20 protein-coding genes are annotated in these 22,606 nt (G+C 71.8%); 8 read left to right on the top strand and 12 right to left on the bottom strand.

Translation table 11 applies throughout. The features are described from left to right. Positions 1-593: 593 nt before the first annotated feature. On the top strand, positions 594-1,613 hold the full coding sequence (gene trpS, locus ACWD11_RS09885; RefSeq protein WP_451282312.1) for a tryptophan--tRNA ligase: 1,020 nt from the start codon (positions 594-596) through the stop codon (positions 1,611-1,613). Positions 1,614-1,655: 42 nt separating this feature from the next. On the opposite strand, the gene proC is transcribed toward trpS, so the two are convergent. From proC to ACWD11_RS09855, 6 genes are all read right to left on the bottom strand, one after another. Continuing rightward, complete coding sequence (gene proC / locus ACWD11_RS09880; protein ID WP_389416988.1) at positions 1,656-2,468, bottom strand: pyrroline-5-carboxylate reductase; 813 nt, start codon at positions 2,466-2,468, stop codon at positions 1,656-1,658. 109 nt (positions 2,469-2,577) lie between these two features. Next, complete coding sequence (locus ACWD11_RS09875) at positions 2,578-3,375, bottom strand: ABC transporter permease (protein ID WP_389416987.1); 798 nt, start codon at positions 3,373-3,375, stop codon at positions 2,578-2,580. Then, positions 3,372-4,145, bottom strand: coding sequence for an ABC transporter ATP-binding protein (locus ACWD11_RS09870; protein WP_451282310.1), 774 nt, complete (start codon positions 4,143-4,145; stop codon positions 3,372-3,374). The genes ACWD11_RS09875 and ACWD11_RS09870 overlap by 4 nt, the downstream gene beginning before the upstream one ends. A 326-nt stretch (positions 4,146-4,471) precedes the next feature. Next, the gene (locus ACWD11_RS09865; RefSeq protein WP_451282308.1) at positions 4,472-5,239 is read right to left on the bottom strand and encodes a class I SAM-dependent methyltransferase; all 768 of its coding nucleotides are present in this window, start codon (positions 5,237-5,239) and stop codon (positions 4,472-4,474) included. Between the two features lie 70 nt (positions 5,240-5,309). Continuing rightward, complete coding sequence (locus ACWD11_RS09860; RefSeq protein ID WP_451282306.1) at positions 5,310-5,804, bottom strand: EamA/RhaT family transporter; 495 nt, start codon at positions 5,802-5,804, stop codon at positions 5,310-5,312. 121 nt (positions 5,805-5,925) lie between these two features. Then, positions 5,926-6,258: an SH3 domain-containing protein gene (locus ACWD11_RS09855; protein ID WP_389416983.1), complete on the bottom strand. Its 333-nt coding sequence runs from the start codon at positions 6,256-6,258 to the stop codon at positions 5,926-5,928. Between the two features lie 179 nt (positions 6,259-6,437). On the opposite strand from ACWD11_RS09855, the gene ACWD11_RS09850 reads away from it, so the two are divergent. After that, positions 6,438-8,642, top strand: a complete 2,205-nt coding sequence (locus ACWD11_RS09850) for a serine/threonine-protein kinase (protein ID WP_451282304.1) — start codon at positions 6,438-6,440, stop codon at positions 8,640-8,642. A 46-nt stretch (positions 8,643-8,688) separates the two neighbouring features. On the opposite strand, the gene ilvD is transcribed toward ACWD11_RS09850, so the two are convergent. From ilvD to ACWD11_RS09830, 4 genes are all read right to left on the bottom strand, one after another. After that, complete coding sequence (ilvD, locus tag ACWD11_RS09845) at positions 8,689-10,542, bottom strand: dihydroxy-acid dehydratase (RefSeq protein ID WP_389416981.1); 1,854 nt, start codon at positions 10,540-10,542, stop codon at positions 8,689-8,691. Between the two features lie 117 nt (positions 10,543-10,659). Further along, on the bottom strand, positions 10,660-11,271 hold the full coding sequence (locus tag ACWD11_RS09840) for a TetR/AcrR family transcriptional regulator (RefSeq protein ID WP_451121610.1): 612 nt from the start codon (positions 11,269-11,271) through the stop codon (positions 10,660-10,662). After that, entirely contained in the window at positions 11,268-12,092 is an 825-nt protein-coding gene (locus ACWD11_RS09835; protein ID WP_389416979.1) for a sugar phosphate isomerase/epimerase family protein, read from the bottom strand. The genes ACWD11_RS09840 and ACWD11_RS09835 overlap by 4 nt, the downstream gene beginning before the upstream one ends. Positions 12,093-12,529: 437 nt before the next feature. Further along, entirely contained in the window at positions 12,530-13,462 is a 933-nt protein-coding gene (locus tag ACWD11_RS09830) for a Ppx/GppA phosphatase family protein (RefSeq protein ID WP_389416978.1), read from the bottom strand. 84 nt (positions 13,463-13,546) lie between these two features. Here ACWD11_RS09830 and ACWD11_RS09825 point away from each other — a divergent pair, with 84 nt between their 5' ends. Beyond that, a complete protein-coding gene (locus ACWD11_RS09825) occupies positions 13,547-14,398 on the top strand; it encodes a hypothetical protein (RefSeq protein ID WP_389416977.1) in 852 nt (283 codons plus the stop codon). An 11-nt stretch (positions 14,399-14,409) separates the two neighbouring features. Here the strand turns inward: ACWD11_RS09825 and ACWD11_RS09820 are convergent, their stop codons facing one another. Next, positions 14,410-16,176, bottom strand: coding sequence for a BACON domain-containing protein (locus ACWD11_RS09820; RefSeq protein ID WP_451282301.1), 1,767 nt, complete (start codon positions 16,174-16,176; stop codon positions 14,410-14,412). A 240-nt stretch (positions 16,177-16,416) separates the two neighbouring features. On the opposite strand from ACWD11_RS09820, the gene radA reads away from it, so the two are divergent. Both radA and disA read left to right on the top strand, forming a co-directional pair. After that, on the top strand, positions 16,417-17,826 hold the full coding sequence (gene radA, locus ACWD11_RS09815; protein ID WP_389416975.1) for a DNA repair protein RadA: 1,410 nt from the start codon (positions 16,417-16,419) through the stop codon (positions 17,824-17,826). A gap of 81 nt (positions 17,827-17,907) precedes the next feature. Continuing rightward, positions 17,908-19,032: a DNA integrity scanning diadenylate cyclase DisA gene (disA, locus tag ACWD11_RS09810; RefSeq protein ID WP_389416974.1), complete on the top strand. Its 1,125-nt coding sequence runs from the start codon at positions 17,908-17,910 to the stop codon at positions 19,030-19,032. A 43-nt stretch (positions 19,033-19,075) separates the two neighbouring features. On the opposite strand, the gene ACWD11_RS09805 is transcribed toward disA, so the two are convergent. Then, on the bottom strand, positions 19,076-19,942 hold the full coding sequence (locus tag ACWD11_RS09805; RefSeq protein WP_451282299.1) for a hypothetical protein: 867 nt from the start codon (positions 19,940-19,942) through the stop codon (positions 19,076-19,078). Between the two features lie 268 nt (positions 19,943-20,210). Between ACWD11_RS09805 and ACWD11_RS09800 the strand changes: the two genes are divergently transcribed. From ACWD11_RS09800 to ACWD11_RS09790, 3 genes are all read left to right on the top strand, one after another. Next, positions 20,211-21,140 carry an HhH-GPD family protein gene (locus ACWD11_RS09800; protein WP_389416972.1) on the top strand — a complete coding sequence of 310 codons (930 nt, stop codon included), beginning with the start codon at positions 20,211-20,213 and terminating at the stop codon, positions 21,138-21,140. Between the two features lie 203 nt (positions 21,141-21,343). Next, a complete protein-coding gene (locus ACWD11_RS09795; protein ID WP_250079574.1) occupies positions 21,344-21,883 on the top strand; it encodes a SigE family RNA polymerase sigma factor in 540 nt (179 codons plus the stop codon). Continuing rightward, positions 21,871-22,542: a hypothetical protein gene (locus ACWD11_RS09790; RefSeq protein ID WP_451282296.1), complete on the top strand. Its 672-nt coding sequence runs from the start codon at positions 21,871-21,873 to the stop codon at positions 22,540-22,542. The genes ACWD11_RS09795 and ACWD11_RS09790 overlap by 13 nt, the downstream gene beginning before the upstream one ends. The last annotated feature ends 64 nt before the right edge of the window (positions 22,543-22,606 follow it).

The following is a 22,606-nucleotide window of genomic DNA, read 5'->3' as shown; positions in this document are numbered from 1 at the left end:
TGCGTTTCCGACTCTATCAGATCCTTTTCCGATCCGATTTCCTCGGTGCTTTCCAGGTTTCCGCTTTCGCGTTTCCCTTTCCGGCGGTTCCGACTCTATCAGATCCTTTCGGGCCTGATTCCCAGTCAGCGGGAGTTGTCTGCCCGGCCGTTGCGGGCCGTTCCGACGAGTGAGACTTTAGCGGATTCCCGGCTCCCGAAGCCAATCGGGGGCCGCGTCCTTTCGAACGTGGATTCCTCATTTCGCAAATACACATGCCAATGACACGACGGCAGACAGATCGACTGTGTCGAGTGTTGGTTGGGACTTGCGAAATGGCTGTCCGGGGACCGACCGGAGTCGGCGCTCACGTCGGACAACTCGGAGAACAGTACGGACCGCACCGAGGAGTGTCAACTCGGCTCCGTATGGCCCCCTGGAGGCGTAGCCTGGCCTGCATGACAACGCGTACGTGCACCCAGCTGTGGTGGGCCGCCTGACGGCGGCCGTAGTCACGTATGCACGCAACGGCCGCCGCTTCGGCGGCCGTTCTTGTATCTCCCTCCAGAGGGTCGGCCGGCCGGGGGCGGCGGTCTCGACCAGGAGGTGGAGAGATGACGCGGGTCTTCAGCGGGGTCAAGCCGACCGGGCATCTGACGCTGGGGAACTACCTGGGAGCCATGCGGCGGTGGGCGGAGGCCGACCAGCACCGGGCCGACGCGCTGTTCTGCATCGTCGATCTGCATGCGCTCACCGTGGAGCACGATCCGGCGCGGGTGCGCCGACTGAGTCGGCAGGCGGCGACGCTGCTGCTCGCGTCCGGGCTCGATCCGGCGCTGTGCACCGTGTTCGTACAGAGTCATGTCGACGAGCACGCGCGACTGTCCTATGTACTGGAGTGCGTGGCCACCGACGGCGAGATGCGCCGGATGATCCAGTACAAGGAGAAGGCCGGGCGGGAGCGGGAGCGCGGGGGGAGCGTGCGGCTGTCGCTTCTCACCTATCCGGTGCTGATGGCGGCGGACATCCTGGCGTACGGCAGTGACGAGGTGCCGGTCGGGGACGACCAGGCGCAGCACGTGGAGCTGACGCGGGACCTGGCGGTGCGGTTCAACCAGCGGTACGGGAACACCTTCGTGGTGCCGCGGGCCACGCATCCCGCGGTGGCGGCTCGGGTGATGAACCTGCAGGAGCCGACGTCGAAGATGGGCAAGAGCGATGACGTCGGGCCGGGCATCGTCTACCTGCTCGATGAGCCGGACGTGGTGCGGAAGAAGGTCATGCGGGCGGTCACCGACAGCGGCCGGGAGGTCGTGTACGACCGGGAGGGGCGGCCTGGCCCGGCGAATCTGCTGGAGATCCTCGCGGCGTGCGCGGGTGGGAACCCCGAGGACCTGAGCGGTGTATATGAGTCGTATGGCGCTTTGAAGAAGGACACCGCGGAGGCCGTGGTGGAGGTTCTCAGGCCCGTCCAGGAGAGGCACAGGGAGCTGTGCGCTGATCCTGGCTATGTGGAGGGGGTGCTGCGGGATGGTGCGGAGAGGGCTCGGGCGATGGCGCGGCCGACCGTGGATGCCGCGTATCGGGCGATCGGACTGCTGCCCGCGGCCGCGGATATCGGGGTGACCTCTTAGGGCGGCGTGCTGGGCCGCCCCTGGGACAGGGGCGGCCGGGCGTCAGCTGTTGTTGCCGGAGGCCAGTTCGCGGCTGCGGTCGCGGGCGGCTTCGAGGGCGGCGATGAGGGCGGCCCGTACGCCATGATTCTCCAGCTCGCGGATGGCGTTGATGGTGGTGCCGGCCGGCGAGGTGACGTTCTCGCGCAGCTTCACGGGGTGCTCGCCGCTGTCGCGGAGCATCGTCGCGGCGCCGATCGCGGACTGGACGATCAGGTCGTGGGCCTTGTCGCGGGGCAGGCCGAGCAGGATGCCGGCGTCGGTCATGGCTTCGACCAGATAGAAGAAGTACGCCGGACCCGAGCCGGAGAGGGCGGTGCAGGCGTCCTGCTGGGACTCGGGGACGCGGAGCGTCTTGCCGACGGCGCCGAAGATCTCCTCGGTGTGGGTGAGGTGGTCCTCGGTGGCGTGGCTGCCGGCGGAGATGACGGACATGGCCTCGTCGACGAGGGCGGGGGTGTTCGTCATGACACGGACGACGGGGGTGCCCGCGGTGAGGCGGTCCTCGAAGAAGGAGGTGGGGATGCCCGCGGCTCCGCTGATGACCAGGCGGTCGGCGGGGACGTGGGGGGCGAGTTCGTCGAGGAGGGTGCCCATGTCCTGCGGCTTGACCGTGAGGATCAGGGTGTCGGCGGTCTTGGCGGCTTCCGGGTTGCTGACCGGGGTGACGCCGTAGCGGCTGCGGAGCTCCTCGGCTCGCTCCTGACGGCGGGCGGTGACCAGGAGGTCGGCCGGGCCCCAGCCTGCTCGGATCATTCCGCTGAGCAGGGCTTCGCCGATCTTGCCGGTGCCGAGGACTGCGACTTTCTGCGTCATGGCTGAGCGCCCTCCGGGGTTGCGTCGTCCGGTGTTCATCCTCCCATCGGGGGCTTGAGTGCGGGTGGGGTGTCCGGTGGGCGGGACGTCTCCGGGCGGTGCGGGCCGGCTATGCCGTGCGGCGTCGCAGGGTGGCGGCTCCGAGGGTGAGGACGAGGAGGGCGCAGCCCGCCACGACCAGGGCGTCGCGCACGAAGGCGCCCGTCATGTCGGTGTGCTTGAGGACTTCGTTCATGCCGTCGACGGCGTAGGACATGGGAAGGACGTTGGAGATGGCCTCCAGGACGGGGTGCATGTGGTCGCGGGGGGTGAACAGACCGCAGAGGAGGATCTGGGGGAAGATCACGGCCGGCATGAACTGGACGGCCTGGAACTCGGAGGCGGCGAAGGCCGAGACGAAGAGGCCGAGTGCGGTGCCCAGGAGGGCGTCGAGGAGCGCGACCAGCAGGAGCAGCCAGGGGCTGCCGGTGACGTCCAGACCGAGGCCCCACAGGGCGAGGGCGGTGGCGAGGACGGACTGGACGATCGCGACGGTGCCGAAGGCGAGGGCGTAGCCGGCGATCAGGTCACCCTTGCCGAGGGGCATGGCGAGGAGGCGTTCCAGGGTGCCGGAGGTGCGTTCGCGCAGGGTGGCGATGGAGGTGACCAGGAACATCGTGATCAGCGGGAAGATCCCGAGGAGGGAGGCGCCGATGTTGTCGAAGGTGCGGGGGTCGCCGTCGAAGACGTAGCGCAGCAAGAAGAGCATCACGCAGGGGACGAGGATCATCAGCGCGATGCTGCGGGGGTCGTGGCGGAGCTGGCGCAGGACCCGGCCGGCGGTGGCGGTGGTGCGGGAGAGGTTGAGGGCGCTGGTCGGGGCCGGGGTGACGGTAGCGGTGCCGGATGTGGGGGTGGTGGTGCTCATCGGGTGGTCTCTTTCTCGCGGGCGGCGGCCGCGACGGCCTCGTCCACCAGGTGCAGGAACGCCGCTTCGACGGTCTCGGAGTCGGTGCGGGTGCGCAGGGCGTCGGGGGTGTCGTCGGCGAGGATCTGGCCCTCGCGCATCAGGAGGAGGCGGTGGCAGCGCTCGGCCTCGTCCATGACGTGGGAGGAGATGAGCAGGGTCGCGCCGCGCTGGTCGGCGATGGTGTGGAAGAGGCTCCACAGGTCGCGGCGCAGGACGGGGTCGAGGCCGACGGTGGGTTCGTCGAGGACCAGGAGTTCGGGGGTGCCGAGGAGGGCGACCGCGAGGGAGACGCGGCTGCGCTGGCCGCCGGAGAGGTTGCCGGCGAGGGAGTCGGCATGGCTGGTGAGGTCGACGTCGTCGATGGCCCGGGTGACGTTCTCGTGGCGCTGGTCGGCGGCGGCGTGGCCGGGGGTGAGGACCGCCGCGAAGTAGTCGAGGTTCTGGCGGACCGTCAGGTCGTCGTAGACGGAGGGGGCTTGGGTGACGTAGCCGATGCGGGTGCGCAGTGCGGGGTGGCCCGCGGGGTGGCCGAGGACGTCGAGGGTGCCGGTGACCTTGGCCTGGGTGCCGACGATCGAGCGCATGAGGGTGGACTTGCCGCAGCCGGAGGGGCCGAGGAGGCCGGTGATCTGGCCGCGCGGGACGGTGAAGTCGATGCCGCGCAGGACGGTGCGGGGGCCGCGGGCGACGGTGAGGCCGTCGGCGCGGACGGCGGGTGAGGTGTCCATGTGCGGGGGTGCTCCGGTGGGTGACGAGTCGGGATGGATATTCATCATGTGCGGATTAACCCTCCGGCCGAGGGGTGCCGTCAAGGGGTGGGGCTCGATGGCCTGGGTGCGTGCAGGGGTGACCGGAGGCGGGCGGTCCGGTTTGTGCGCCTTCATGGGTGCCGGAGCATGACTGCGCCGCGGCCCTGGAGGGGTGGGTCGCGGCGCGGGAAGTCGGGTGGAGGGGGGCAGGTATCGAGGCGGCCAGGGACTCAGGTGTTACGGGTGATCAGGGGTTCAGGTGTTGAGGATGATCAGGGATTCATGTGTTGCGGGTGATCAGGGACTCAGGTGTTCAGGGCGACCAGGAGGTCCACGTCGTAGCTCTCCTCGACGATGCCGTCGGGGAAGGTTTCCAGCAGGCGGGTCCGTTCCGCGGTGAGGAAGGTGGTGCTCGCCTTCTCCCCGTGGACCAGGAAGATCGAGTGGCTGCCGAGATTGGCCAGGTGGGTGTCGATCGGGATGCGGCGGCTCCAGCGGACCACGCGCCGGGCGAAGTCGACTTCGCCCTCGGGGTCGGCGGTGCGGGCGCTGGTGCCGTTCCTCTCCTCGATGGGGTCGATGCCGAAGTGGCTCTCGATGCGACGGGCCTGGGCGGCTATCCAGGGGATGTCGAGGACGTAGGTGTTCCACCACAGGGCGAGCGCGCCGCCCGGGCGCAGGACGCGCAGGGCCTCCGGGATCGAGTGCTCCGGGTCGGTCCAGTGCCAGGCCTGGGCGTAGGTGAGCAGGTCGGCGGAGGAGTCGGCCAGGGGGAGGGCGTCGCCGGTGCCGCGGACCAGCGGGATCGCGGGGTGGGCTCGGCGGAACTGGGCCGCCATGCCCTCGCCGGGTTCCACGGCGAGCACCTCGGCGCCGCGCGCGTGCAGGAGGGCCGTGGCGATGCCCGTACCGGCCCCGACGTCCACCACGCGCGCGCCGGTGAGGGGGCGGCCGGCCAGGTCCTCGACGGCGTCGAGGAGGGCGGGCGGGTAGGAGGGGCGGTTGGCGGCGTACTGGGCCGCGGCGGCGTTGAAGGAGTGGGCGCGGGTGGAGTGGGAAGAGGCTGCCGTCATACGGCCATGGTGGCGGGGTGAGGGGCGGCGGGGGTCTAGTTCTGGAGAGAGGGGTTCCCGCCGGTCGGTATCAGGACTTGCGGCGCTTCTTCGAGGGGTTGCCCGAGCGACGCTTGGTGCGCTTCGCGTACTGCTCGCGGGCTGTCTCGTACTCCTCGCGGTGGAGCTTCTCGCCGGGGGCCTCGGTGAGGGAGCGGAAGAAGTAGGCGAGGAGGGAGCCGACGAAGCCGATGGCCAGCAGACCGCGCAGGGACGCCTGGCGTTCGGGGTCGGGGCGCTTGCGGAAGCCCTCCCAGGTGTGGCGGAAGGCGAGGGCGCTGCAGATCGCGAACATCACCGTCATGAGCATGCTGACCAGGCCCTCGACGGCGGCGATCTGCAAGCCCTCGTAGGCGAAGCGGAGGACCAGGCAGGCGCCGACCGCCGCGGCGAGGGAGCCGACGGCGACGCCGATACGGCGGACCCCGTAGCCGTCGCTGTGCTCGACCCAGGTCGTGCCGAAGAAGCGGATGGGTTCGGGGCGGGGGCCCGCGGCCGGGTCGGGGGTGCCGTTGTCGTCGCTCACGCGTCGATTATGGCTCCGGTCGGACGCGGGCCCCGCGCGGGTCGGCCGCAGGGCGCGGTCAGGCGGCCGGCGCTGCCGTCCTCACGGGCCGATCACCCGCGCGCCCTGCTCGGCAGTGGTGTCAGAGCGCGCAGCGCGGCCGGATGTAGCCGTCGCTGCCCGTGTTCACGTAGGTGTCCGAGACGAACTCACTGTCGGCGATGTTGTCCCAGATGTTCGACGTGCCGTACGGACCGCTCACGGTCGTGCCCGGCGTCTGGCAGAAGATCGGCACCTTGGCGCCCTCGGAGAGGACGCGGGTGACGGGATAGTTGGTGCCGGGCCCTCTGCGGACGTTCAGGCGGACGCCCGGGGCGACCGAGTAGTAGCGCAGCGATGTCGCCACCATGGTCGCGGCTTCCGTCTCCTCGGCGCTCTGTGCCTCGGGTATCTCTTCCATACGCTCGACAGACATGACAGTCCTCCCCCGTTGCTCCCCATGCTGGTCATGGGCCCCGTTGATTCCCCCGAATCACGCCGGGAAACACTCATACGAAATTCGCACAGAGAGGCTAGCAAGCCGCCTCTGTCTCGTACGCCTCATCGACTAGGCTCCCTGCGTCGCGCGCGCGGACGAACAGCACGGGGGGTCCCATGGCGCCACAGCGGAACGCCGGAGCGGGCGCGGAAGCGGAACTTCCCGATTACGCCGGTCACTACCGTCTTGAGTCATGTCTCGGCTCCGGCGGCATGGGCGTCGTGCATCTGGCCCGCAGCACCTCGGGGATGAAGCTCGCGGTGAAGGTGATCCATGCCGAGTTCGCCAGGGACCGGGAGTTCAGGGGGCGGTTCCGGCAGGAGATAGCCGCGGCCCGGCGGGTGAGCGGTGCCTTCACGGCGTCGGTCGTCGATGCGGATCCGGAGGCCGACCGGCCCTGGATGGCCACGCTGTTCATCCCGGGGCCGACGCTCTCCGATCATGTGAAGCGGAACGGTCCGATGACTCCGGAGCAGTTGCGGCGGCTGATGGCCGGCCTGGCGGAGGCGCTGCGGGACATCCATCGGGTCGGGGTCGTGCACCGGGATCTGAAACCGAGCAACGTGCTCCTCGCCGAGGACGGTCCGAAGGTCATCGACTTCGGCATCTCCCGGCCCAAGGACAGCGAACTGCGGACCGAGACCGGCAAGTTGATCGGCACACCGCCGTTCATGGCGCCCGAGCAGTTCCGGCGACCGCGGGAGGTCGGACCGGCCGCGGACATCTTCGCGCTGGGGTCGGTCATGGTGCACGCGGCGACGGGACAGGGGCCGTTCGACTCGGACAGCCCGTATGTGGTGGCCTACCAAGTCGTCCACGACGAGCCCGACTTGACCGGCGTACCGGAGAATCTCGGCCCGCTGATCCAGCGGTGTCTCGCCAAGGAGCCCGACGACCGTCCCACACCCGACGAGCTGATGCGGGAACTGCGGTCGGTGGCCGCCTCGTACGACACCCAGGCCTTCATCCCCACCCAGCGCACCGGGGAGGACGCCCGTCGTTCCGGCGAGGACCCCCAGAGCTCCGGCGAGGACCCCCAGAGCTCCGGTGAAGGCCCGCTGCGTACCGGCGATGGCCCTCTGCGTACGGGCGAGGAGTCCGGGCCGGCCCGGCCCCGCCACGCCGACGGGCCGGAGGCACCCCGCTCCGGCAGGTTCCGGGGCCGGCGAACGGCCTGGGCGGCCGCCGCCCTGGCGCTCGTCCTGGGCGGGGTGTTCACGACCGTGCGGCTGCTGGGCGACGGTGACCCGGCACCGGCGGGAAGCGCCACCCGGAACACCCCGGCCGCCTTCAGCCCGTGGGAAGCGGAGTCGGTGTTCGCGACGGCGTCCACGCCCCAGTGCTCGTACGGCGCGGGCAAGGTGCTCTGCGCGCAGTCCGGCGTGGTGTTCGCCCTCGACGCCTCGGACGGCCGGCTGCTGTGGCGGCACACCGCCCCCGGAACCTGGGCCGGTCCGCCTGTCGTCGCCGGCGGCCTCGTACAGCCCGGACTCGGCCTGAGCCGCAGCCTTCAGGCCCTCGACCCAGGCACGGGCAAGCCCCGATGGCAGCGGGACGTGCCTCCGTACAGCGGCCTGGCCATGGCGGGCGACAGTCTCCTGTTCACCGGCACCGACGGCACGGTCACCGGGGTGGACGCCGCGTCGGGCGAACAGCGGTGGAGCCACCGGGTGCCCGGTCACCGGACGCCCTACTTCGTCTCCTATCCCGGGGACCCGCTGGCCTACGCCGTGAGCCGGTCCGAGAACGGCGGGACCACGCAGGTCACCGCGGTGGACCCGGAATCCGGTGCCGTGCGGTGGGCGGAGCGGCTGGACGGCGCGCTGAACCCGGTCGGCACGGCCGACGGGTCCGTCTTCCTCACCTCGGTCGGCACCGTCTACGAGGACGCCAGGGAGGTGGTCCGCTACACGCCCGGCACCGGGGCCTCCCGGCGTGTGCCGCTGCCCGTAGCGATCCAGCAGGCGCACGGCACCGTGCGCGGGAACGTCGTCTACCTCCTGGGCAACGGCGGATCGCTCGTGGCCGTCGACATGGCCGCGGGCAAGCAGCGGTGGAGCCTGGAGACCGGGGTGAGCCGGGGCTCGACCCCGGTGGCCGACGACCGGCACGTGTACTTCACGGCCCCGGACGGCCGGCTGGTCGCCGTGGACGCCGACGGTGACGGGCTCGCCGGGCAGACGTCCCCTCGGCTCGGCAGGAACGCGGACCAGGTCGCGGCCGGGCTGCCCGAGCCGCTGGTCGTCGGCGACCGCGTCTACTCCGCCGCCCCCGACGGCACCGTCTTCGCCGTGGACACCCGGCGCCCCGCCGACTGGTGACGAAAGGGCCGGCCGGAAACCCGGCCGGCCCCGCTCGATCGGTCCGTCAGCCCAGCTTGGTCACGTCCCGCACCGCGCCCTTGTCGGCGCTCGTCGCCATCGCGGCGTACGCGCGAAGGGCCGCCGAGACCTTGCGCTCGCGGTTCTTGGGCGCGTACATCCCGTTCAACGCCTGCTCGCGGCGCGCGAGTTCCGCGTCGTCGACGAGCAACTCGATCGTGCGGTTCGGGATGTCGATGCGGATGCGGTCGCCGTCCTCCACGAGCGCGATGGTGCCGCCGGCCGCCGCCTCCGGGGAGGCGTGCCCGATGGACAGGCCCGAGGTGCCGCCGGAGAAGCGGCCGTCGGTGACCAGGGCGCAGGCCTTTCCGAGGCCCCGGCCCTTGAGGTACGAGGTCGGGTAGAGCATCTCCTGCATGCCGGGCCCGCCCTTGGGGCCCTCGTAGCGGATGACGACGACGTCCCCCTCCTTGACCTGCTGGGTCAGGATCTTCTGGACGGCCTCCTCCTGCGACTCGCAGACGACCGCCGGGCCCTCGAAGGTCCAGATCGACTCGTCGACGCCGGCCGTCTTCACCACGCAGCCGTCGACCGCGAGGTTGCCGCGCAGCACCGCGAGGCCGCCGTCCTTGGAGTACGCGTGCTCGGCGCTGCGGATGCAGCCGCCCTCGGCGTCCTCGTCCAGCGCCTCCCAGCGCTCGGACTGGGAGAAGGCCTCGGCGGAGCGGACACAGCCGGGGGCCGCGTGCCACAGCTCCACCGCCTCCGCCGACGGAGAGCCGCCGCGGACGTCCCAGGTCTTCATCCAGTCCGCGAGGGACGGGCTGTGGACCGCGTGCACGTCCTCGTTCAGCAGGCCCGCGCGGTGCAGCTCGCCGAGCAGGGCGGGGATGCCGCCGGCGCGGTGCACGTCCTCCATGTAGTACGTGCGGTCCTTGGCGACGTTCGGGGCGACCTTCGCGAGGCAGGGCACGCGCCGCGAGACCTCGTTGATCTCCTCCAGGCCGAAGGGGACGCCCGCCTCCTGGGCCGCGGCCAGCAGGTGCAGGATCGTGTTGGTCGAGCCGCCCATGGCGATGTCCAGGGCCATGGCGTTCTCGAAGGCGGCGATGGTGGCGACGTTGCGGGGCAGGACCGTCTCGTCGTCCTGCTCGTAGTAGCGGCGGGTGATGTCCATGACCGTGCGGGCGGCGTCGACGTAGAGCCGCTTGCGCGCGGTGTGGGTGGCGAGGACCGAGCCGTTGCCGGGCAGGGAGAGGCCGATGGCCTCCGTCAGGCAGTTCATCGAGTTGGCGGTGAACATGCCGGAGCAGGAGCCGCAGGTCGGACAGGCGTTCTCCTCGATACGGAGGATGTCCTCGTCCGAGATCTTGTCGTTCACCGCGTCGGAGATCGCGTCGACCAGGTCGAGCGTACGGACCGTGCCGTCGACCAGGGTGGCGCGGCCGGACTCCATCGGGCCGCCGGAGACGAAGACCGTCGGGATGTTCAGGCGCAGGGCCGCGTTGAGCATGCCCGGGGTGATCTTGTCGCAGTTGGAGATGCAGACCATGGCGTCGGCGCAGTGGGCCTCGACCATGTACTCGACCGAGTCCGCGATCAGGTCGCGGGACGGCAGGCTGTAGAGCATGCCGCCGTGGCCCATCGCGATGCCGTCGTCCACCGCGATGGTGTTGAACTCGCGCGGGATGCCGCCCGCCTCACGGATCGCCTCGCTGACGATCCGGCCGACCGGCTGGAGGTGGGTGTGGCCCGGCACGAACTCGGTGAAGCTGTTGGCGACCGCGATGATCGGCTTACGGCCGATGTCCGCACCGGGTACACCGGAGGCGCGCATAAGGGCGCGGGCGCCCGCCATGTTGCGTCCGTGGGTGACTGTGCGGGACCTCAGCTCGGGCATCGTCGCTCGCTCCTTCAGACAGATAGGGCTGCTATTGAGCGTACGCCGGTCATCCACGGTCCGGACACGGTGTCCGGAATGCGGGATGTACGTCTCGGTCGGCGGCCGGTGTGGGCTTCAGGGGCTCGTCAGATGGCCCTGCACGACCGGTGCCAGCCTCGCGATGAGCCGCTCCGGGTCCGCGGAGGCGATCGGCTCGATCTTGATGACGTACCGCATCATGGCGATGCCGACGAGCTGGGCCGCGGCCAGGTCGGCGCGCAGTTCGGCGTCCGGGAGGTCGAGCTGTTCGGCGATGCGGCGCAGCAACTGGGCCGCGACCAGCTTGCGGAAGACGGCGGCCGCGCTGTCGTTGTTGACGGCCGAGCGGACGATCGCGAGCAGCGGAGCCCTGGTCACGGGGTTCTCCCAGAGCCCGAAGATCATCCGGGTCAGCCGCTCGCCGGCACTGTCGAGGGGGCCGTCGAGGACGGTGTCGCGGGCCTGGAACGCGGGGGCGAAGGCGACCTCGACGGCCGCCTCGAAGATCTGTTCCTTGGTGCCGAAGTAGTGGTGCACCAGCGCGGAGTCGACACCGGCCGCCTTGGCGATGCCGCGCACGGACGTCTTCTCGTAACCCCGCTCGGAGAACTCCTCGCGGGCCACGGCCAGGATCCGGGCGCGGGTGTCGGCGGCTTCACTGCGGGTACGGCGGCCCCGGCCCCTGCGTGGTGCTGCGGTGTCGGTCACGGCCGGGGCACCCTCACCGCCGAGGCCAGATGGAGCCGGGTGAAGGCCAGCGCCTCGGCGAGGTCGGCCTCCCGCTCGGCCCCGGACATCGCCCGGCGGGTGTTGACCTCGATGACGACATGGCCGTCGAAACCGGTCCGGGCGAGACGTTCCAGCACCTCGGCACAGGGCTGGTCGCCGCGGCCGGGGACGAGGTGCTCGTCCTTCGCCGAACCCCGGCCGTCCGCGAGGTGGACATGGCCGAGCCGGTCGCCCATGCGGTCGATCATGTGGATCGCGTCGGTGCGGGCGGTCGAGGTGTGGCTGAGATCGATCGTGAAGTGACGGTAGTCGTCCTTCGTGACGTCCCAGTCGGGGGCGTACGCGAGCATCTCGCGGTCCCGGTAGCGCCAGGGATACATGTTCTCTACGGCGAACCGCACGTCCGTCTCGTTCGCCATGCGCCAGATTCCGGCCACGAAGTCGCGCGCGTACTGGCGCTGCCAGCGGAACGGCGGGTGCACGACGACTGTGCTCGCGCCCAGTTTCTCGGCCGCCGCCCGGGCGCGCTGGAGCTTGGTCCAGGGGTCCGTGGACCACACCCGCTGGGTGATGAGCAGACAGGGGGCGTGCACGGCGAGGATCGGGATGTGGTGGTAGTCACTGAGCCGGCGCAGTGCCTCGATGTCCTGGCTGACCGGGTCGGTCCACACCATGACCTCGACCCCGTCGTACCCGAGGCGCGCCGCGATCTCGAAGGCCGTCGCCGTCGACTCCGGATAGACCGAGGCCGTGGACAGCGCGACCTTCGCATCCGGGATGCGCACCACAGGTTCTGCCACGAGGGACAGGGTACGGGGACTCGCTCGGCACCGGGGAGCCGATGGCCGCGGGCGGGCGGTGGAGGAGCGGCAATCGGCCAGGTGGGGTGGGTTGGGCCCGTCGGGGTCGGGTGGGTGACGGTGGTGCGGGGTGGCGCACTTCACTGCGCGTGCGCGAGGCGCGCGGGTCACTGGGCATGCGCCAGGCGGTGCGGGTCACTGGGCATGCGCTGAGGCGCGCGGGTCACTGCGGTGCGCTGAGGCGTGCGGGTCACTGCGGTGCGCTGAGGCACGCGGGTCACTGCGCATGCGCTGAGGCGCACGAGTCACTGCACGTGCGCGAGGCATGCGGGTCACTGCGCGTGCCCGAGGCGTGCGGGTCACTGCGCGTGCGCTGAGGCGCGCGGGTCGGATTCCAGCGCCGGGGGCGCACCCGCCGTAGGAGCGCGGGCGCTGCCTCACACGGCCGGAAGGTGGTCCATCCTGCGCAGGATCACACCCTCCCGCAGGGCCCAGGGGCAGATCTCCAGGGTTTCCACGCCGAACAGGTCCATCGCGGCCTCGGCGACCAGGGCGCCCGCGAGGATCTGACCCGCGCGGCCCTCGGAGACGCCGGGGAGCTCGGCGCGCTGCGCCGTCGTCATGCCGGCGAGCCGGGGGACCCAGGCCTCCAGGGACTCGCGCTTCAGGTCGCGCTGGGCGTACGGGCCGTCGGCGGAGCGGGCGGCGCCGGCGATGCGGGCGAGCTGCTTGAAGGTCTTGGAGGTGGCGACGACATGGTCGGGCCGTCCGAAGCGGCTGAACTCACCGACCGTGCGCGCTATCTCGGTGCGGACATGCCGGCGCAGGGCGCGGATGTCCTCCGGGTCGGGCGGATCGCCGGGCAGCCACCCGGCGGTGAGCCGGCCCGCGCCGAGCGGCAGCGACACCGCGGTGTCCGGCTCCTCGTCGATGCCGTAGGCGATCTCCAGGGAGCCGCCGCCGATGTCCAGGACCAGCAGTTTCCCGGCCGACCAGCCGAACCAGCGGCGGACCGCGAGGAAGGTGAGCCGGGCCTCCTCGGCGCCGCTGAGGACCTGGAGCTCCACCCCGGTCTCGGCCTTCACGCGCGCGAGGACGTCATCGGCGTTGGTGGCCTCGCGCACCGCTGAGGTGGCGAACGGCAGTACGTTCTCCACGCCCTTGTCCTCGGCGGCCTGCAGCGCTTCCTTGACGACCGATATGAGTTTGTCGATCCCGTCGGACCCGATGGCCCCGCTCTCGTCGAGCAGCTGGGCCAGGCGCAGCTCCGCCTTGTGCGAGTGCGCGGGCAGCGGGCGCGCACCGGGGTGCGCGTCCACCACCAGCAGATGCACCGTGTTCGATCCCACGTCGAGGACACCGAGTCTCATGTACGGAACGCTACTGCCCGCCGGACCGTGCACCGCCCCCCGGTACGGTCCCGGCCTGGGTCCCGGGCGACTTACTCTGGACGCGTGCCAAAGACGAAAAAGGCGAAGGACCAGAAGACGGCCAAATCATCCGGCGGTTCTTCGCAGGTGATGCTGTCGAAAAAGGCGAAGAAGAAGATCCTGGTCGCGGATGAGAAGGGGCTCGACTTCGCACGCGCGTGGGTGGAGTTCCCCGATCCGGGAGACGACGAGCAGATCTTCCGGTGCGATCTGACCTGGCTGACCTCTCGCTGGAACTGCATCTTCGGCAGCGGCTGCCAGGGCATCCAGCCGGGCCGCGCCGCGGATGGGTGCTGCACCCTGGGCGCCCACTTCTCCGACGAGGACGACGAGAAGCGGGTGGCGGAGCACGTGGCGAGGCTCACGCCGGAGATCTGGCAGCACCATGACGTGGGCACACAGACCGGGTGGATCTCGGAGGACGACGAGGGCTCCCGGCAGACCCGCCCCTACGAGGGCTCGTGCATCTTCCAGAACCGGCCCGGCTTCGCGGGCGGCGCGGGCTGCTCGCTGCACATCCTGGCCCTCGCGGAGGGCCGCGAGCCGCTGGAGACCAAGCCGGACGTCTGCTGGCAGCTTCCGGTCCGGCGGACCTACGACTGGATCGACCGGCCCGACGACACCCGGGTGCTGCAGGTGTCGATCGGCGAGTACGACCGCCGCGGCTGGGGCCCCGGCGGCCATGATCTGCACTGGTGGTGCACCTCGGCGACCTCGGCACACGGCGCCGGTGACCCGGTGTACGTCTCCTACCGGGCCGAGCTGACCGAGCTGATGGGCAAGGCCGGCTACGACCGCCTGGTCGAGCTGTGCGAGGAGCGGCTGGCCTCGCAGCTGCCGTTGCTGGCACCGCATCCGGCGGATCCGGTGGTCTGACGGCCTGCGGACTACGACGTGGACGGGCTCGGGTCGCCGCTGCTTTCCGGCGGCGCGGAACCGGACGGATCGGACGGATCGGCCGAGTCGGACGGGGGCGGATCCGGGTCGGACGACGAGGGCGGCGGGTCGCTCGGGGTGGGGTCCGTGGGCGGCGGGTCGGTCGGGGTCGGCTCGGGGTCGGTGGGCGTCGGGTCCGGGGACGTCGGGGGCGGGTCGCTCGGCGTGGGATCCGTCGGCCGCGGATCGGGGTCGGAGGGCCCAGGGTCGGAGGGTCCTGGGTCGGAGGGGCTGGGTGCGGTGCCGTAGCCCTCGATGCGGACGACGGCTCCGGCGGGTGAGACGGCGACTCGTGCGGTCCAGTACCCGGACGGCTCGCGCAGCGGGTCGACGTACACCTTGATCGTCAACGATTCGCCGGGGGCGAGGGTTCCCGACGACCGGCTCAGGTAGAGCCAGTGGGCGCCGGTGGTGGCGGACCAGCGGACCGGGGCGTCGCCGGTCGCGGTCAGCGTGATGAGCGTGGTGTCGCCGCGGTGGCCCGCCGTGACCTCCAGGTGTCCCGCGCCCTTCTTCCCGGCCCCGGTGACGCTGATCACCTCCACCGTGACATCGGGCCTGCCACCCTTGGTGAAGCCGCCGCCGGGGCGGGCGCCGGCGTTGCCCGCGTTCTCGTAACCCCCGCCCGCCGCGGCGCTGTTCAGGGCGTCCGGGCCGTGCGCCTCGCTCGCGCCGGCCGCCCGGCCCTCGGTGGCCTCGCCGGTGGGCGTGCCCCGGTAGGCCGCCCACAGGGCCAGCACGGGGGCGGCGACGACGGTGGCGACGACGGTCGTCGTGACGGCACGCGCGCGGAGGCGGTCCCGGCGGGCGGCCCGGTCCTTGGGGTCCATCGGGAAGCCGCGGCGGTCGAAGCGGGGAGCAGTGCCCCGCGCGCGCGGGACGCGCGCCATGGCCACGCACAGGGCCGCGCGGGGTGCCTCCAGGACGGGCAGTTCGGCGGGGGTGACGGTGGCGCCGGGCCAGCGGCCGGGGACCGCGCGCTCGGCGGTGCGGCGGCAGTGGGGGCAGTCGTCGACGTGGCGCACCAGCTCGCGGCGCAGGGCGCTGCTGAGGACCAGCTGGTGGTCGCCGGTGAGGCGGGCGACGCCCGGGCAGCTGCCGGTCTCCACCACGGCGAGGGCCGCGCGCGTGCGCTCGACTTCGCAGGCGGCGGAGGCGAGCAGTTCGCGGGCGGCGGCGGGGTCCATGCCGAGGACGGCGGCGACCTCGTGGGCGGCGAGATGGTGGCGAACCGCGAGTTCGAGCGCCTCACGCTGCTCGGGAGTGGTCCCGGCGGCCTCCGGCCAGGCCAGCAAGGCGAGTTGGCGCCTGCGCTCCTCCTGGACCTGCTCGGAGACGGGCGGGGAGACGGACTGCCGGGGGGTGCCGGAGCGGCCCGCCGCGTGACCGGCCTGACGTTTCTGCTTGGCCTCGGCCAGCTTGCGCAGACAGGACCAGCGGGCCAGCGCGTACAGCCAGGCGCGGCGGTCGGCGGCGGACTCGGGGACGCGCTGGCCCCGGCGCTCGGCCAGGGCGAGGACGTCGCCGAGGGCGGCGGTCGCGGTGTCGTGGTCGCACAGGACGGAGAGGCAGTAGGTGAACAGGCCGTCCAGGTACGGCTCGTAACGCGCGGGCGGGCGCTGCGCGAGGGTGCGCGCGGCGCCTCGGTCGCGCGCCTCGCGGTGCGCTCGGTGTGCGCCGGTGGTGCGGGTCGTGGTCTCCGGTCGGCTGCTCATCACCCGTGGACCGTAGGCGGGTCGGGGAGGCGGCTTCCTCCACCTTGAGCACATTTAATCCGTACGGGTGAAACGATCCCTCATAAGGGGACACCGGCCTCGGATTCCATGGCCGGTTCCCATGGGTCGTGGCCGGTTCGTGAGGCCGGCCGGGGTGGTGCGGGGCGGTTCCCGGTCCCCCGCGGCCGCTCGGCACCGGCGGCGCCGAGGGCATTGTCAGTGGGGGCCTATACCGTTCCGTCCATGGCCACCCGTACGAAGTCCGCCAAAGAGCGTCCGTCCTACCGCTGCACCGAGTGCGGGTGGCAGACGGCCAAGTGGCTCGGGCGGTGCCCGGAGTGCCAGGCCTGGGGCACCGTCGAGGAGTACGGCGCGCCCGCGGTCCGGACGACCGCGCCGGGGCGCGTCACCAGTTCCGCGCTGCCCATCGGGCAGGTCGACGGGCGGCAGGCGACCGCCCGGTCCACCGGCGTGCCCGAGCTGGACCGGGTGCTCGGCGGCGGGCTGGTGCCGGGGGCCGTGGTGCTGCTCGCGGGTGAGCCCGGCGTCGGCAAGTCCACCCTGCTGCTGGACGTCGCGGCCAAGGCGGCCAGTGACGAACATCCCACGCTCTATGTCACCGGCGAGGAGTCGGCGAGCCAGGTGCGGCTGCGCGCCGACCGCATCAAGGCCCTGGCCGACCATCTGTACCTCGCCGCCGAGACCGACCTGTCGGCGGTGCTCGGCCACCTGGACGCGGTCAAGCCGTCCCTGCTGATCCTCGACTCCGTGCAGACGGTGGCCTCCCCCGAGATCGACGGCGCCCCGGGCGGCATGGCCCAGGTGCGGGAGGTGGCGGGGGCGCTGATCCGGGCCTCCAAGGAGCGCGGGATGTCCACGCTCCTGGTGGGCCATGTCACCAAGGACGGCGCCATCGCCGGACCCCGGCTGCTGGAACACCTGGTGGACGTCGTGCTGCACTTCGAGGGCGACCGGCACGCGCGCCTGCGCCTGGTGCGCGGCGTCAAGAACCGGTACGGCGCGACCGACGAGGTCGGCTGCTTCGAACTGCACGACGAGGGCATCACCGGACTTACCGACCCAAGCGGACTTTTCCTGACCCGGCGTGACGAACCGGTCCCCGGCACCTGTCTGACGGTCACCCTGGAGGGCCGCCGCCCGCTGGTCGCCGAAGTGCAGGCGCTCACCGTCGACTCGCAGATCCCCTCCCCGCGCCGCACCACCTCCGGTCTGGAGACCTCCCGGGTCTCGATGATGCTGGCCGTACTGGAACAGCGGGGCCGGATCAGCGCCCTGGGCAAGCGGGACATCTACTCCGCGACGGTCGGCGGAGTGAAACTCTCGGAGCCCGCCGCGGACCTCGCCATCGCCCTCGCGCTGGCCAGCGCGGCCAGTGACACCCCGCTGCCGAAGAACCTGGTCGCGATCGGCGAAGTGGGCCTTGCGGGCGAGGTCAGACGGGTCACGGGCGTCCAGCGCCGGCTCTCCGAAGCACACCGCCTGGGCTTCACCCACGCGCTCGTACCGGGCGATCCCGGGAAGGTCCCCGCGGGCATGAAGGTACTGGAAGTCGCGGACATAGGGGACGCCCTGCGCGTGCTTCCGCGCTCCCGTCGGCGAGAGGCCCCACGGGACGACGAGGACCGCCGGTAGACTTTGCCCTGGTCTCGCCCGTCCGTACGAACCGAGTATGCGAAACGGGAGCGCCCCAGAACTTGCGACCGGAGGAGTGCAGTGGCAGCCAACGACCGGGCAGCAGCTCCCGGAAAGTCCGGTGGGAGCTCCGGTGCCGATGCCCTGATGCGCGCCTCACTGAGCGCCGTGGCACCAGGCACGGCACTGCGCGACGGCCTTGAGCGGATCCTCCGCGGCAACACCGGAGGGCTCATCGTGCTGGGCTCCGACAAGACCGTCGAAGCCATGTGCACCGGCGGATTCGTCCTGGACGTCGAGTTCACGGCCACCCGCCTGCGGGAGCTGTGCAAGCTCGACGGCGGCATCGTGCTCTCCTCCGACCTGTCCAAGATCCTGCGCGCGGGCGTGCAGCTGGTGCCGGATCCGACGATCCCCACCGAGGAGACGGGCACCCGGCACCGTACGGCGGACCGGGTCAGCAAGCAGGTCGGGTTCCCCGTGGTCTCCGTCTCGCAGTCCATGCGGCTGGTCGCGCTCTACGTCGACGGGCAGCGGCGGGTGCTGGAGGACTCGGCGGCGATCCTGTCCCGGGCGAACCAGGCGCTGGCGACCCTGGAGCGGTACAAGCTGCGGCTCGACGAGGTCGCGGGCACGCTGTCGGCGCTGGAGATCGAGGACCTCGTGACGGTCCGGGACGTCTCGGCCGTCGCGCAGCGGCTGGAGATGGTGCGGCGGATCGCCACCGAAATCGCCGAGTACGTGGTGGAGCTGGGCACCGACGGACGGCTGCTGGCGCTTCAGCTGGACGAGTTGATCGCGGGCGTCGAGCCCGAGCGGGAGCTGGTCGTCCGGGACTACGTGCCCGAGCCGACGGCGAAGCGGTCCCGCACGGTCGAGGAGGCGCTGTACGAGCTGGACGCGCTGAGCCATGCGGAGCTGCTGGAAATGCCCACGGTGGCCCGGGCCTTGGGGTACACCGGGTCGCCCGAGGCGCTGGACTCGGCGGTGTCGCCGCGCGGGTTCCGGCTGCTGGCGAAGGTGCCGCGGCTGCCCGGGGCGATCATCGACCGCCTGGTGGAGCACTTCGGGGGACTGCAGAAGCTGCTCGCCGCGAGCGTGGACGACCTCCAGACCGTGGACGGCGTCGGCGAGGCCCGGGCCCGGAGCGTGCGCGAGGGGCTGTCGCGGCTGGCGGAGTCCTCGATCCTGGAGCGCTACGTCTGAGTTCGCAGCGTGCCGGTAGCCACCGGCACGCTGCTTGCAGGACCTAGTCCTTCGCCAGCACGAACGACGTCTGCGCCTTCGCGAAGCCCGGAGCCTTCGCTTCCACCAGGTAGGTGCCGGCCGCAGCCGAACCCGCCGGGGGCGTGGCGCACCGATCGGCGCTCGGCTTGCGGTCCCACTTGACGGCGTAGGTGACGCTGCTGTCGGCCGCGACCCGGAACATCAGGTGGCCGGCGGTCCTGGGGCAGTCCGCCGAGGACCAGTACTCCTCGTCGCCGCCCGCCTGAGTGATCGTCACCACCGCGTTCTTCGGGCCCAGATCGACCTTGCAGTCGCTCCCCGACGAGTTGGTCGCCGTGAGCCGAAGCGTCGGCGTCTCGCCGGGCCCGTAGGTGTTCCGGACACTCCGTACCGTCAACTTCACTGCGCCCGCAGTGCAGTTGGGCAGGGAAGAGCCCGCCGGAAGCGCGTCGCCCGCCCCCACGCCGGTACCGCCGCCCGTCGAGCCGCCGCCCGCGCTGCCGTCGGAGGAACCGGAACCCGACCCGTCCCCGGACCCCGCCGCATCGCCGGAGCCAGAGCCAGAGCCAGAGTCAGATCCGGAGCCGGAACCGTCACCGGACCCCGAGTCCGATCCCGACCCCCCGCCGGTCTCCTCGTCGCCCGACTCGTCCCGCCCGCCCGGGGCTTGGCTGATCGCCGGCCCGGAGCCGGACGGTCCCGGCGTGATCGTCGAGGGTGCGGGATTCTTGCCGTTGCCTCCGTCGGCGCCGTTGTCGCCGCCTCCGCCCGAGGCGAGCACCCAGGCGATCAGCAGCGCCAACAGGGCGAGCACGGACAGCAGTACGGCCCTCCGACGCCAGTAGATGGAGGAGGGAAGCGGCCCGACCGGATTGCGCAGAGATCCCACGGCGCAAACTGTACGAGAGATCGGCGCGTTAGCCGGCGCCACCCGCCGCCCCGGGCCGCAACTTTTCCGGATCATCATCCCGGACCGTCACCCCAACCGCCGTACCCGCCCCGGCCTTTGGTGGGGTCGGGCGCGCGACGGTCGCAGCACGTTACGGTACCGGCCCGACGATCACCGTCCGTGATCACGGTCCGCGGGACCCGCCGTACCTCCAAGGGGTGGCGGTCCCCCCGTGCCCCCGCCCCCGCATGGCAGGATCGGTAGGGCCATGACTGCGCCCACGAAGCCCGACGCCCTCCCGGCCGCCCCCTCCGACTCCCCCGGCGGCGAGCCCCTGCACACCCCCGTCATCGACTGGTTCGACGGCCACGCCCGCGATCTGCCCTGGCGGCGGCCCGAAGCCGGGCCGTGGGGGGTGATGGTCAGCGAGTTCATGCTGCAGCAGACGCCCGTGAACCGGGTCCTGCCCGTCTACGAGCAGTGGCTCGCCCGCTGGCCGCGCCCCGCCGACCTGGCCGCCGAGGCCCCCGGCGAGGCCGTGCGCGCCTGGGGCCGGCTCGGCTATCCGCGCCGCGCGCTGCGGCTGCACGGCGCCGCGGTCGCGATAACGGAACGGCACGGCGGCGACGTACCGACCGACCACGCGCAGCTCCTGGCGCTGCCCGGGATCGGCGAGTACACGGCGGCGGCGGTCGCCTCCTTCGCGTACGGGCAGCGGCACCCGGTGCTCGACACCAACGTCCGTCGCGTCTTCGCGCGGGCGGTGACCGGCGTGCGGTACCCGCCGAACGCCACCACCGCCGCCGAGCGCAGGCTCGCCCGCGCGCTGCTGCCCGAGGACGAGCGGACCGCCGCGCGCTGGGCCGCCGCCTCCATGGAGCTGGGCGCGCTGGTGTGCACGGCGAAGAACGAGTCGTGCCACCGCTGCCCGATCGCCGCGCAGTGCGCCTGGCGGCTCGCGGGCAAGCCGGAGCACGAGGGACCGCCGCGCCGCGGCCAGACCTACGCCGGCACCGACCGCCAGGTCCGCGGCAAGCTGCTCGCCGTGCTCCGCGAGGCGCACGCGCCCGTGCCGCAGGCGGTCCTGGACCGCGTATGGCACGAGCCGGTACAGCGCGCCCGGGCGCTGGACGGTCTGGTGGCGGACGGTCTGGTGGAGCCGCTGCCCGGTGGTTCGTATCGGCTGCCGTTGACCTGACGCGACCGACAAATCACCCCGTACCACACCAATGCAGTGCGCTCCTTTACCCCTGGCCTACTTCCGTTACACAACCGACGGACAGCCGATTGCCAGCCGCGGGCTGCTTCGGACACCGCCGTGACAACGCCTCCGTAGCTTCAGTGCCGTGCCCGACGGGGTGGCACGGCAGCGAAGTACACGGGGAAGCGGAGGCGGTCAACATGGCGCAGGGCGAGGTGCTCGAATTCGAGGAGTACGTCCGCACCCGGCAGGACGCGTTGCTGCGCAGCGCGCGCCGGCTGGTCCCGGACCCCGTGGACGCCCAGGACCTCCTCCAGACGGCACTGGCCCGGACGTACGGCCGCTGGGAGACCATCGAGGACAAGCGGCTCGCCGACGCCTACCTGCGCCGGGTGATGATCAATACGCGGACCGAGTGGTGGCGGGCGCGCAAGCTGGAGGAGGTGCCGACCGAGCAGCTCCCGGACGCCTCGGTCGACGACTCCACCGAGCAGCACGCGGACCGCGCCCTGCTGATGGACGTCCTGAAGGTGCTCGCCCCCAAGCAGCGCAGTGTGGTCGTGCTGCGACACTGGGAGCAGATGTCCACGGAGGAGACGGCCGCCGCCCTCGGCATGTCGGCCGGAACGGTCAAGAGCACGCTGCACCGGGCGCTCGCCCGGCTCCGCGAGGAGCTGGAGAGCCGCGATCTGGGCGCACGCGCGCTGGAGCGTGAGGAGCGGGAGCGTTGCGCGGCCTAGCCAGTGCGGCCACCGGGACGACCGGGCCCCGGGGGACCTCCCAGGCGGTGATCACGGCGGTGGCCGTGTTCGCCGCCCTCGCCCTTTTCACCTCAGCCTGCGGCACCGGCGGCACCGGCGCCCGCGACGAGGGCCCGGCACACGACGAGGCCGTGGCGGGCGCGGCCGTGGCCCCGCAGGGCTCGCCCTCGCCGTCGGCGGCCGGACGCCCCGGGGCGACCGAGCTCGTCCGGCTGATCAAGGCGGACCCGAAGGTGTCGACCGAGGTCAAGCGCGGCCTCAAGCCCTGCGCCGCCGACGCCTACCCCCTCGACACGTCCTACGGCGACCTGACCGGCGGCACCGCCGACGATGTCGTCGTCAACGTCCTGACCTGCGGAGACGGTGTCGGCGTCGGCTCGTATGTGTATCGCGAGCAGAACGGCGCGTACGAGAATGTGTTCAAGGCGGAGGAACCGCCGGTGTACGCGCAGATCGACCGCGGTGATCTGGTGGTGAGCAAGCAGGTGTACGAGAAGGGCGACCCGGTGTCGAGTCCGTCCGGCGAGAACGTGATCACGTACCGCTGGCGCCAGGGCCGCTTCGCCCAGGAGTACTTCTGGCACAACGACTACGGCACGGTCGTCGGCGACGCGCCCTCGCCGGTGCCGGAGGCCTGAGCGCGGCCGGGATGAACCGATCGGGCGCTCGGACCGATCTCCTAGTAGGACACCCACCACCACG

It is taken from the genome of Streptomyces sp. NPDC002776, assembly GCF_053592195.1.
Note: the sequence above shows the minus strand (reverse complement) of the source record. Positions and strands in the feature narration are given on the sequence as shown.

Coding starts and splice junctions, on each gene's coding strand:
- ACWD11_RS09850 (WP_451282304.1), top strand. CDS start 6,438: ATGGCGCCACAGCGGAACGCCGGAGCGGGCGCGGAAGCGGAACTTCCC.
- ilvD (WP_389416981.1), bottom strand. CDS start 10,542: ATGCCCGAGCTGAGGTCCCGCACAGTCACCCACGGACGCAACATGGCG.
- trpS (WP_451282312.1), top strand. CDS start 594: ATGACGCGGGTCTTCAGCGGGGTCAAGCCGACCGGGCATCTGACGCTG.
- ACWD11_RS09875 (WP_389416987.1), bottom strand. CDS start 3,375: ATGAGCACCACCACCCCCACATCCGGCACCGCTACCGTCACCCCGGCC.
- ACWD11_RS09855 (WP_389416983.1), bottom strand. CDS start 6,258: ATGTCTGTCGAGCGTATGGAAGAGATACCCGAGGCACAGAGCGCCGAG.
- radA (WP_389416975.1), top strand. CDS start 16,417: ATGGCCACCCGTACGAAGTCCGCCAAAGAGCGTCCGTCCTACCGCTGC.
- ACWD11_RS09865 (WP_451282308.1), bottom strand. CDS start 5,239: ATGACGGCAGCCTCTTCCCACTCCACCCGCGCCCACTCCTTCAACGCC.
- proC (WP_389416988.1), bottom strand. CDS start 2,468: ATGACGCAGAAAGTCGCAGTCCTCGGCACCGGCAAGATCGGCGAAGCC.
- ACWD11_RS09870 (WP_451282310.1), bottom strand. CDS start 4,145: ATGGACACCTCACCCGCCGTCCGCGCCGACGGCCTCACCGTCGCCCGC.
- ACWD11_RS09795 (WP_250079574.1), top strand. CDS start 21,344: ATGGCGCAGGGCGAGGTGCTCGAATTCGAGGAGTACGTCCGCACCCGG.
- ACWD11_RS09800 (WP_389416972.1), top strand. CDS start 20,211: ATGACTGCGCCCACGAAGCCCGACGCCCTCCCGGCCGCCCCCTCCGAC.
- ACWD11_RS09830 (WP_389416978.1), bottom strand. CDS start 13,462: ATGAGACTCGGTGTCCTCGACGTGGGATCGAACACGGTGCATCTGCTG.